This window comes from Acidimicrobiia bacterium, from assembly GCA_029210695.1.
Lineage (GTDB): Bacteria > Actinomycetota > Acidimicrobiia > Spongiisociales > JAHEDJ01 > JAHEDJ01.
On sequence record JARGFH010000089.1, the window covers coordinates 1 to 10581 of the forward strand.

Genomic DNA, 10581 nt, shown 5'->3' on the forward strand with positions numbered 1-10581 from the left:
GCCCAGGACGCGCTCAGGACGCGATCCGGTCGTGGAGTGGGTGTCTAGGCGGTCCATCAATTCGGCGAGATCACCTTTCTATGCGGATCTGTTGCAGGGCTTGACCGCGGTGCAATTGACTATGAACGAAGCGCTCGGTCGAGGTCACTGAGCGGAGCAACACACACGTGCCGACGAAGTCGGCACGCCTACTCTGCTAGTGCCCTAGCCGACCTCAACCACAGGACCCCGACCGTTCCTATGATCGCCACCAGAACGGTCAGCATCGAGATGACGATGAATGGGGACCGACCTCCCTCGCCCCCGCCCTCGTCACTCAGGAACATCGACAGCCCCTGACCGTCATCGTCCGATGGGTCGTCTCGTTGCTCCGAGTCCGGGATCTCGACTTCCTCATCGGGCGTGTCGACCCCGACTTCCGTGTCGGACGACTCGTCGGCTTCGCCGGTCAGTCCGAGGATGAAGTCAGCAACCGCCGCGATTTCGTCGCTTGTCATTCGCCCGGAGTACGCGGGCATCGAGTCCCGACCGTCGGCGGTCACTGAGATCAACTCAGAACGGGAGAGGGAGGTGCCGGCGACGGGACCACCGACACCCCCTGATCCGTCGGCGCCGTGGCAAGCCGCGCAGTATTTGGCGTAGAGAGAGGTGCCGTCGACGCCTCCTGGATCTGCGGAAGATGTGGAGGAATCACCGCGGAGTGCTGACAGGTAGGCGACGACGGCATTGATTTGTTCGGTGCTGAGGCGGCCGCTGAATCCGGGCATTGACCCCCGGCCGTTGTTTGTGACTGTGCGAAGTTGGGAATCGGTTAGCGCATGATCCACCAGGTCGCCACCGGAGGCGCCGTGACAAGCAGCGCAGGATTCTGCCCAGACGCTGGCCCCACTCGGAGGAGGTGACCCGGGGGCGGTCGTTGTGGTCGTGGGGGTAGCGCTCCCCAATCCGGCCACATATGTCGAGACGGCGGTGATCTCGTCAGTCGTGAGCTTGCTGGAGAACCCGGGCATTCCGCTGGTTCCGCTCTTGGTGACGGCCGACACCTGTGACGTGGTGAGGCCGCGCCCAACAAGGTCGCCACCAGACGCACCGTGACAGGCTGCGCAGTTGGCTGAATAGACGGCGGCTCCGCTCGGCGGTGGCGGGGGAGGCGTCCCCGGCGCGGTGGTGGTAGTAGTGGGAGGAGCGATGGATTCGACGAAGGTGATGATCGCCTCGATCTCGGCTGAAGTGAGACTGCCTGAGAACGGGGGCATGCCACCGCCGGTGCCGTTGGCAGTTGCCGAAACGAGCTGGCTATGGGACAGGGTCGAGGTGACGAGATCTCCACCGTTGGATCCGTGGCACGCCGAACACTTCGAGGCGTACAGAGCCGATCCATCAGGCGGTGGTGGGGGAGGAGTGCCTGGCGCGGTGGTAGTAGTGGCGGCGGGAGCACCGTCGGCATCGAGCACGTATTGAGATACGAGAATGATCTCGCTCGAGGTCAGGGTGCCTGTGTATCCGGGCATGCCTGTGACTCCGTTGGCAACTGCCGTTGTGAGTTGACCGAGGGTGAGCCCGCGGCCGAGCAGGTTGCCGCCCCCGCCGCCATGGCAACCGGCGCAGTTGGCCTGGTAGATGGCTTCGCCGCTTCCAGGTGGCGCTGCGATCGTCGTGGTCGTGACGACCGTCGCTGGATTGTCCGCCCCGGCCCCTGGGAAGGTGCCGGCCTGGATCTCTTGGAGGTTGGTGTATCCGTCACCGTCGCTGTCGAGGTTCTGGACAGCGACGAAGTCTTTGTCTGCCTCATCGAAGTCGTCGGCAAACTGGTTCTCGTCCCACTTGCCCTCGGAATTCGTGAAATGGCACAACGAGCAGGTGTCGAGACGGGTTCCGGCTGCATCCGGATATGCAATCCGGAAAGCCGGAAGGAAGTCCTCGGCATCCTCGGCGGCCGCCCCCTCGCCGAGGACCAACAACGACCCGACGACCAGAGTCCCCACCAGCGTGAGCATGGCCGCAGCTCGCGCTTTCATCTCGCACATCCTTCGATACTCGGTTCCTACCCACCGTCAGTATCGGTCGATGGCGCCTAACGCCCTACCAATGAATGGTTAACGAGCGGTTAAGAATTGGGGGGCCTCCATGTCTGGTTGAATGCTGCGATGCGCGACTGGTCGACCATGCCGAAGGTGGAGCTTCACCTTCATCTAGAGGGTGCAATTCCTGTGCCGACTCTGTGGGAGTTGATCGAGCATCACGGCGGTGATCCCGTGATCAAGAGCGTGGATCAGTTGGTCGAGTTCTACGAGTATCGCGACTTCCCGCACTTCATGGAGACCTGGGTGTGGATGAACGGCTTCCTGAAGACCTACGACGACTTCGAGTTCGCCGCCGAGGCCGTGGCCCGTCATCTCGTCGCGCAGAACATCCTGTATGCGGAGGCCTTCTTCTCACCAACGGATTTCCGACGTCACAACCTGACCCGGCAAGTCATTGCCCTGGCGATCCGGGCGGGATTGAGCAAGGTGCCTGAGATCGAAGTCCCGCTGGTCGTCGATCTCGTACGAGATCGCGGCCCCGACGGCACGGCGGCGACCCTGGCGGCCGTTCAGGAGGTTGCCAATGAGGCGGGCATCATCGGGATCGGCATCGGAGGGTATGAGGCAGAGCACCCACCCGAGCTGTTCACTGAGGTATACCGGACGGCGCGGGAGGCCGGCTTCCGTCTGACCGCTCACGCCGGTGAGGCGGCAGGCCCGGAGAGCGTGTGGGGGGCCATCAACAGCCTCGGTGTCGAGCGGATCGGACACGGCGTCCGCTCGGTGGAGGATCCCCGGCTCATGGAGTATCTCGTCGAGCATCAACTGCCGCTCGAGGTCTGTCCGACCTCGAACATCCGCACCGGGGTGGTACCCGGCTGGGACGACCATCCGGCCAAGACGCTCATCGAAGCCGGGGCCATGGTGACGATCAACACGGACGACCCGGCGATGTTCCATTCGACCCTGGCCGGCGAGTTCCGGGTCCTGGAAGAGATCTTCGCCCTCGACGACGAAACGCTTAGAAGAATCTCTCTGGCGCCGGTAGAAGCCTCGTGGGCGTCTGAGGAAACCAAGCAACGTCTGCGAACTGACATCGAACACTGGTGGGCTTCTCCCCCCGGCCGTTAGGCCGGGGGGAGTGCCGAGTCTTCGAGGCGAGGGGGGCTACCGCTTGGCGGCGGTAGCTTCGAGTTGCTGCGCAAGTCGGGCAGATGCTTTCTCCCCCGGCCGGAAGGACGGGGGGAGTGCCGAGTCTTCGAGGCGAGGGGGGTTACCGCTTGGCGGCGGTAGCTTCGAGTTGCTGCGCAACTCGGGCAGATGCTCCACAACTCGCCCCACTACTTACTACCTACTACCTGCTCCCCCTCTACCATCCCTCCATGCCTTTCATCACCCTCACGACCGACTTCGGTACCCGCCAGGGCAGCGACACGGTGCTGCACGGAGCCATCTACAACATCGCCCCGGACGCGGTGATCACCGATCTCTCACACGAGGTGAAACCGCAGGACATCCGCGAGGCGAACTTCGTGGTCAACAACAGCGTCTTCTTCTTCCCGCCGGGAACCGTGCACGTGATCGTGGTCGACCCCGGAGTCGGTACCGAACGCCGCCCGATCGCCGGCCGAATCGGCGAGCACTACTTCGTTGCCCCCGACAACGGCGTGCTGAGTTCCTGTCTGGCCCGCGCGGAGGCCGAGGGTTGGACGACCGAGTTCGTCCACGTCGACAAACCGGAGTACTGGCTGCCGAACGTCACGATGACGTTCCACGGCCGCGACCTCTTCTCGCCGGTGGGCGCCCATCTGGCCGCCGGTGTTCCCCTCACCGATCTCGGCACCCCTATCGACGACATCATCACGATCCCGCTCTGGGGAGCGACTCGCAACGACGACGGCAGCGTCGAGGGCGAGGTGATCTACATCGACGACTTCGGCAACGCCATCTGCTCGATTCTCCCCGAAGACATCGCCCATCTCCCGGTCCCCGACGGGGTCGAGGTGGAACTCTGCGGCGCCCGCATCGAAGGCATGGTCAGCACGTTCGGTGATTCGGAGTACGACTCCGACACCCTCATCGCCTTATGGGACTCGAGCGGCTACCTGCTCGTCTCGGAGAACAACGGCACCGGCGGCAAGGTCATCAAACCGAAACCCGGCGACCGCGTCGTAGTTCGCTAATCCCGTTCTGGCGTCAGGAAGCGCGCAATTCTGTCGGGTTTCTAACGCCAGAAGCCACTCAGAGGCGGCCGGCGTCGATGATACGCTGGAGGAACTGCTGGGTGCGCGCTTCGCGCGGTGACGAGAAGATCTCTTTCGGAGGGCCTTGCTCCAGGATCATGCCCTGGTCGAGGAAGCAAACTCGATCGGCGACGTCACGGGCGAAGCCCATCTCGTGGGTGGCGATGAGCATCGTCATGCCCGTGTCCTTCAATCCGCGAATGACGTTGAGTACCTCGGCCACTAGTTCGGGGTCGAGGGCAGAGGTGACCTCGTCGAACAGCATCAGTTCGGGTTCGGTGGCCAGTGCCCGGATCACCGCCACCCGTTGTTGTTCTCCGCCGCTGAGCCGATCGGGGTACTCGTTGATCTTGTCGGTGAGTCCGAACTGCTCGAGCAACCGCCGGGCGTGATCCTCCGCCTGTTCCTGAGGTACGCCGTGGACTTTGCGTGGACTGAGGGTGATGTTGTCGAGCACCTTCATATGGGGGAAGAGGTTGAAGGCCTGGAAGACGATGCCCATCTTCTCCCGCACTTGGTTGGGGTTGACGCCGGGTGCGGTGATGTCGTTCGTGTCGAGGAAGATCTGTCCTTCGTCGATGGGGACGAGCAGGTTGATTGCCTTGAGCATGGTCGACTTGCCCGACCCGGATGATCCGATGAGACAGATGACGTCGTGATGCCCGACGGTGAGGTCGACGTCGCGCAGCACGACCTTGTCGTCGAATGACTTGCGAACGTTCTTGAGTTCGAGTTTCGAGGTCATCAGTTACTCACCGCCTGTTTGCGTCGCCGATCCCGATCGGTGTACCAGTCGGTGAATCGGGCTACCGGCACACTCACCAGCAGGAACAGGATGGTGGCGGTCACATAGCCGCTGTAGTTGAACGTCCTGGCCGCATAGATATCGGCCTCGCGGACGCCCTCACGGATACCGAGTACGAATACCAGCGCCACGTCCTTCTGGAGCGAGACGAACCCGTTCAGCAGGGCGGGGATGACGTTGCGGATCGCCTGCGGAACGATGACGTAGCGCAGCGCCTGGATCTGTGTGAGGCCCAACGACCTGGCCGACATCCGCTGCGACTCGTGCACCGACTCGATACCGGCCCTGTACACCTCGGCCGTGTAGGCGCTGTAGCTGATAACGAGGGCGGTCAGTCCCCAGAAGATGGCGCTGCGCGGGACGCCCGGCAACTGCAGAGCGGGCACGCCGAACCCGAGCAAGAGGATCAGCAAGATGATCGGGACACCGCGGATCAGATCGATGAATGTGATCGCCAGTGCCCGCAGCGGGAAGAAGGCCGGTCCGCGCAGCGAGCGGATCATGGCGATGACCAACGAGATGGTCAGAATCAGCACCTCGGCGAGGAGGAACAGGCGGATGTCTAGCCAGAACCCGCCGGCTATGTCGGGGAACGATTCGACCATCCGGTCCCAGTTGAAGAACTGCCGTTGAACTGCCGGCCAGGCTTCCGAGGTCAGGATCACCCACAGGGCGACTCCGAGGAAGATCACCGTGGAGGCGGCGGCAATCAGCGCGCCGCGCGCACCCTCTTCTCGGGAGCGGGGACTACGTGGGGGTCCGATAAGTCTCGGACCCCCAACGAGTTCTTCGACCGGATCGGTCAAGGCGTTTCCCGGCTAGTCCGAGATGGTGGGAATGCCACCGCCCTGAGTCAGGTAGGTGTCCTCGAGTTCTTGGAGTTTGCCACTGTCTTTGATGGTTTCCAGTGCATCGTTGATGCAGCCGACCAGGGTGTTGCCCTCGGCAAACAACATTCCGTATTCATCGGGTGCTGCAGCTTCAGCTTCGAACTGTCCGGCGATGATCGAGCCCTCGACCTGGGCTGCGGTGATGTAATAGGCGGCCGGGAGGTCGACTACAAGGCCGTCAATCTGGCCGGCGTTCATGGCAGCTTCCAGATCAACGTTCTCGTCGTAGACGTTCGGATCCGTATCAGGCTTGATCACATCCTCGATGAAATCGAGGCTGGTCGTGCCGATCGCGGCACCCAGGATGGCGTCCTTGAGGTCGTCGGTGCTGGTTGCTCCGGCGAACGGCGAGTCCGGGTAGAGCACGAGTGCCTGGCGGGTTGTGTAGTACGGATCGCTGAAGTCCATGATTTCATCGCGATCTGCTGTGATCGAGTACTGCTGGATGTTGAAATCCCAGTCCTTCGGTCCGGGGGCGATGGCATCGAAAAAATCTGTGCGAACCCACACGACGTCCGCTTCGGCAAAGCCGAGTTCTTCTGCCAGTGCGTAGACGATGCCCGCTTCGAAGCCGAGCTTCGAGGTGGGGTCGTCGAAACCGTTGCCGTCGTTGTCACCGACCCATGGTGGGAAAGCGGGTTCTCCGGTGGCGACGGTCAACTTGCCTTCGGTGACCAGTTCTAGTTCCTCAAACTCGCAGGACCCGGACGCACCCGAATCCCCATCACTGTCCCCACAAGCCGCCGCCAGCATGGCGAATGCGACCAGCAAGATCAGGAATTTGGCCCACGTAGATGAGCGCATCTCTCCTCCAAATTGATTAGGCCAAAAGCCTAGCGCCTGCCGATTGCGACCCCTCAGCCCCGTGAGAAGCCTCACTCGTGTTTCTCCCCCTCGGCGAGTGCTCGCGTTTCTCCCCCACGACAAGTGGGGGAGATGCCGAGTCTTCGAGGCAGAGGGGGATCCTTCCCGAACGGGGATCGGAGAGGCAAGAGCGCGTCCCGGACGCCCAGTCGAGTTTCTCTCCCGCTTGAGCGGGTCGATATACCGAGACCCGACTATTGGGTTTGGATCTGAGCTGAAGGGTCTCTCTATATCGAGGAGGAGTCGCCGGACCTCAGCGACAGCTCGAACTCGCGTTTCTCTCCCGCTTCAGCGGGGGAGATGTCGCCGTTGCGGCGACAGAGGGGGTGGCTTGCTTGCTCCCACCGTCTCTCGACCGACGAGGCCCCCATAACCCGCACCGCATGCGAACATGTCCACGTGCACACGTCGGACCTCCTCAACACCTCATCTCTTCCCCGCCACGAAGCAGAACGTCTGCTCATGACGGTGACGGCGAGTTCCCGCGCCGACCTAGTCGCCGGCGTCGAGGTCGACACCGAACAGACGGAAACGTTCAACGCTCTCGCCGCTCGCCGCGCAGCAGGCGAACCGCTCCAATACATCGAAGGCACGGTCGACTTCGGCCCCATCGAGTTACTGACAGACAACCGCGCCCTGATCCCACGCCCGGAGACGGAAGCAGTCTGGGACGAGGCCCGACGGATGCTGGGCGAGGCTGGACGCGGGACGGTGATCGTTGATCTCTGCACAGGCAGCGGTGCGATGGCGCTTGCTCTGAAGTCTGTGTTCCCGGAAGCGCGCGTCTTCGCCACGGACATCAGCGAGGACGCTCTCTCGCTGGCCAAGGAGAACGCGGCCCGACTCGATCTCGACATCGAGTTCTTCCACGGCGACCTCTTCGATGCCCTGCCCAAATCGATCTACGGTCGCATCGATCTTCTGGTCAGCAATCCCCCCTATATAGAGGAGGGGGAGTGGGACGGCCTTCCTTCGGACGTACGTGATCACGAACCGCGCCGGGCTCTCGTTTCTGGCCCGGAGGGAACGGAGATTCTGGAACGCATCGCCGACGACGTCTACTGGTGGCTCGGCGTCGGCGGCTGGGTTCTCTGCGAGATAGGGGAGACTCAGGGTCGTCGGGCCGACGAATTGTTCGGCCAGTGGCTCGACACCGAAGTCCGCCCCGACCTGACCGGCCGCGATCGCATCCTGGTCGGCCGCAAGGGTGCCCGCTGCTGCGTTTGAAACGCGTTCTCCCCTCACTGAGTGGGGGAGCCCCGAGTCTTCGAGGGGAGGGGGGCAAGCACTCAAACCTTCGACCGGCACTTGAAGGTTGACGACACCGTTTTCCTCCGCCGAAGGGGTAGTTTCTCGAGCCGTCAGACGAGAACCAGAGGGGGTCTCAAAACCCCACCAACCCTCAACCACCCCCTGAAGGTTGCGAGCCGCCGCCGAAGCGGGGATAGGGGAGGGCTACCCCCCTACGTTCTCCTCCCAGGGAGTGGGGGGAGTCCCGAGTCTTCGAGGGGTGGGGGGCTGCGACGGTGATTGGTGCGCGGGACGTGTTCTCATCTAGGAGTTGTGGCAGGTCCCTGCCCTGCTGGCCGCACTGAAGGGCAGCGTTCTCCCCTCACGGAGTGGGGGGAGTCCCGAGTCTTCGAGGGGAGGGGGGCCGCGACGGCGGTTGGTCTGCGGGACGTGTTCTCATCTAGGAGTTGTGGCAGGTCCCTGCCCTGCTGGCCGCACTGAAAGGCAGCGTTTTCCCACCACGGAGTGGGGGGAGTCCCGAGTCTTCGAGGGGAGGGGGGTCCTCCTACGCGTCAACCACCACAGCACTATCAAGGAACAAGGCGTTCGGCACTTCGGCATGCCCGCCGTCCATCAACTCAAGCCGTGTCGTGGCGGTGCCGATCTCGGTGATCCGACCGTGGCTGCCGCCGACGCGAATCGTCTGTCCCTCCTGATACCTGTCTCGCACATGCCGACCGGCGGCTACCTGCTTTGCCATGGGCACGGATCCCAGCCCGATCGCCAGTCCGGCTGCCAGTGCTCCGGCCAGACACAACGCTCCCACCAAGAGCAGGATGATGTCTGTGGAGATGCCGATCTGCTGTAAAGCGATGATCACGCCGACGGCGAGGATCAGCGACGACGTCGCCATCCGCGCCCTGGCGGCGATAACGGGCGACACCCTCGTGAGCGCGGCCTCGATCAGAGTTCCGGTGATCTTCCCAAGGGCCCGGGCAATGATCACGACGATGAGTGCAACAAGTGCCTTCGGCAGATACCGCAGCGTCGAGTCGAGCAGGGTGTTGGCCTGGTCGGGATCGATGATGATCAAGGCAGTCACGACCACCACCGCCACGTACAGGACGGGTAGCACCTGGTCGATCAAGTCGGCCACTTTGTTCGGTAGTCGTTTGCGGAGGATTCGCCAGGCGATGGAAATCAGAAGGAGTCCGACCAGCACGCCGCCGGCGGTGGTGAGGGCATCGCGCAGGTTCATGACTAATCCTTTCCGAGGCCGGGATCGAGGTAGCGGGTGAAGGCCTTGAGCATGTCGGCCACGATACCGCCTCCGAGTTTGGCGGCGTCGATCACGAACAGTTCGAGGCGAATCATGGCCACGATCGGTTCGACCAAATCGTGTTCGAGTTCGCCTTCCCATAGCTCGGCCAGGAACGCCTGGCATTCTTCGCAGTCGGCGACGTGGTTGTCGAAGTCGAGGTCGAGATCAAGACCATCGGCGAAGGCGATGAGACGATCATCGCGAACGTCACATGAGCGGTTCATCGCCACTCCTCCAAGTGAGGTCGCAGGGCCCGGCGGGCGCGCAGGATGCGGGTGCGCACTGTGTTGAGGGGGACCCCGGTCCGTTCGGATATCTCGGCGTAGCTGAGTTCCTCGTATTCGCGCAGGACGAGCGGTTCGCGCAGGCTGTCTGGGAGTTGTTCGATGGCAGACCGGACGTCGACCGTGAGCGCCTCTGTGTGTAGGCGCCGTCCGGGGTCGGTGTGATCCACCCGGTCGAGATCCTGGTCGGTCGGCCACTCGCGGCGGCGGGATACTTCGTTCTTGGCGAGGTTGGTGGCGATGCGATAGAGCCATGACCTCACTCCGGCGTCCCCGCGGAAACTGTCGCGGGCCCGGAAGGCGCGCAGGAATGCCTCATGGGTGAGTTCCTCTGCGATGGGTCTGTTCCGCACGACTCTCATGGCTGCCCCGAAAACGAAGTTCTGGTGTCTTCTGATCAACTCTCCGAACGCTTCTAGGTTCTCGCCGGCGCCTTGTAGTAGCTCGAGGTCGGAGCAGTTGTCCCACATTCGGTGACTTGGACCCGCGGAGGGCGCGCAAGGTTCCGTAGTTTCTGAGGTGCGGATTTCGGGGGAACTCTCGGTCAAGTTGTGTGTCCAACCGGGTGGTGTGGTTCGCAGCTTAGGAGGATCCAGTTCGTCATACCGCACGGTATGGCTGCCTCTCAGGCAGGATCCGGATATCAGTTCAGGGTGGGGAACCCCCTGAACAGACCGCAAATCCGGTACGGGCCACGGCGCCAGTTGGGGGTCTCTCCGGAGACCCCCAGCCCCTTTTCTGGGAACTTCCTGTCCGCGTTTGTGTCATAGCTTGCAGAGGAATCGGTGCCCGCTTGTCTCACGACGCCGGCGCCGGTTCCACTACCCAAGTGGTAAGTATCTAACTAGGTGGCTGCCGAAAAAGTTGGTGGTTGTGGGTCGGGGGTGCTCGCGTTCGAGGTCGTTTTCGGTCACACTGGA

10 protein-coding genes are annotated in these 10581 nt (G+C 62.8%); 3 read left to right on the forward strand and 7 right to left on the reverse strand.

The features are described from left to right. Positions 1-188: 188 nt before the first annotated feature. On the reverse strand, positions 189-2018 hold the full coding sequence (locus tag P1T08_17355; protein ID MDF1597850.1) for a c-type cytochrome: 1830 nt from the start codon (positions 2016-2018) through the stop codon (positions 189-191). A gap of 129 nt (positions 2019-2147) precedes the next feature. Between P1T08_17355 and add the strand changes: the two genes are divergently transcribed. After that, entirely contained in the window at positions 2148-3155 is a 1008-nt protein-coding gene (add, locus tag P1T08_17360; protein MDF1597851.1) for an adenosine deaminase, read from the forward strand. A gap of 251 nt (positions 3156-3406) precedes the next feature. Next, the gene (locus tag P1T08_17365) at positions 3407-4207 is read left to right on the forward strand and encodes an SAM-dependent chlorinase/fluorinase (GenBank protein ID MDF1597852.1); all 801 of its coding nucleotides are present in this window, start codon (positions 3407-3409) and stop codon (positions 4205-4207) included. 58 nt (positions 4208-4265) lie between these two features. On the opposite strand, the gene P1T08_17370 is transcribed toward P1T08_17365, so the two are convergent. Genes P1T08_17370 through P1T08_17380 form a run of 3 tightly spaced genes read right to left on the reverse strand, consistent with a single transcriptional unit; the run spans position 4266 to position 6766 of the window. After that, positions 4266-5012 (reverse strand): amino acid ABC transporter ATP-binding protein, encoded by a 747-nt coding sequence (locus P1T08_17370; GenBank protein MDF1597853.1) that lies wholly within the window; start codon positions 5010-5012, stop codon positions 4266-4268. Beyond that, positions 5012-5878: an amino acid ABC transporter permease gene (locus P1T08_17375; protein MDF1597854.1), complete on the reverse strand. Its 867-nt coding sequence runs from the start codon at positions 5876-5878 to the stop codon at positions 5012-5014. Before P1T08_17375 ends, P1T08_17370 begins: the two co-directional genes overlap by 1 nt. Before the next feature lie 12 nt (positions 5879-5890). Beyond that, the gene (locus tag P1T08_17380; GenBank protein MDF1597855.1) at positions 5891-6766 is read right to left on the reverse strand and encodes an ABC transporter substrate-binding protein; all 876 of its coding nucleotides are present in this window, start codon (positions 6764-6766) and stop codon (positions 5891-5893) included. 459 nt (positions 6767-7225) lie between these two features. Here P1T08_17380 and prmC point away from each other — a divergent pair, with 459 nt between their 5' ends. Then, positions 7226-8053 (forward strand): peptide chain release factor N(5)-glutamine methyltransferase, encoded by an 828-nt coding sequence (gene prmC / locus P1T08_17385; protein ID MDF1597856.1) that lies wholly within the window; start codon positions 7226-7228, stop codon positions 8051-8053. A 568-nt stretch (positions 8054-8621) separates the two neighbouring features. On the opposite strand, the gene P1T08_17390 is transcribed toward prmC, so the two are convergent. Genes P1T08_17390 through P1T08_17400 form a run of 3 tightly spaced genes read right to left on the reverse strand, consistent with a single transcriptional unit; the run spans position 8622 to position 10131 of the window. Then, entirely contained in the window at positions 8622-9314 is a 693-nt protein-coding gene (locus P1T08_17390) for a mechanosensitive ion channel (GenBank protein MDF1597857.1), read from the reverse strand. A 2-nt stretch (positions 9315-9316) separates the two neighbouring features. After that, a complete protein-coding gene (locus tag P1T08_17395) occupies positions 9317-9601 on the reverse strand; it encodes a hypothetical protein (protein ID MDF1597858.1) in 285 nt (94 codons plus the stop codon). Next, positions 9598-10131 (reverse strand): sigma-70 family RNA polymerase sigma factor, encoded by a 534-nt coding sequence (locus tag P1T08_17400; GenBank protein ID MDF1597859.1) that lies wholly within the window; start codon positions 10129-10131, stop codon positions 9598-9600. The genes P1T08_17395 and P1T08_17400 overlap by 4 nt, the downstream gene beginning before the upstream one ends. Between the last annotated feature and the right edge of the window lie 450 nt (positions 10132-10581).

Coding starts and splice junctions, on each gene's coding strand:
- P1T08_17370 (MDF1597853.1), bottom strand. CDS start 5,012: ATGACCTCGAAACTCGAACTCAAGAACGTTCGCAAGTCATTCGACGAC.
- P1T08_17400 (MDF1597859.1), bottom strand. CDS start 10,131: ATGTGGGACAACTGCTCCGACCTCGAGCTACTACAAGGCGCCGGCGAG.
- P1T08_17365 (MDF1597852.1), top strand. CDS start 3,407: ATGCCTTTCATCACCCTCACGACCGACTTCGGTACCCGCCAGGGCAGC.
- P1T08_17390 (MDF1597857.1), bottom strand. CDS start 9,314: ATGAACCTGCGCGATGCCCTCACCACCGCCGGCGGCGTGCTGGTCGGA.
- P1T08_17395 (MDF1597858.1), bottom strand. CDS start 9,601: ATGAACCGCTCATGTGACGTTCGCGATGATCGTCTCATCGCCTTCGCC.
- add (MDF1597851.1), top strand. CDS start 2,148: ATGCGCGACTGGTCGACCATGCCGAAGGTGGAGCTTCACCTTCATCTA.
- P1T08_17380 (MDF1597855.1), bottom strand. CDS start 6,766: ATGCGCTCATCTACGTGGGCCAAATTCCTGATCTTGCTGGTCGCATTC.
- P1T08_17355 (MDF1597850.1), bottom strand. CDS start 2,018: ATGAAAGCGCGAGCTGCGGCCATGCTCACGCTGGTGGGGACTCTGGTC.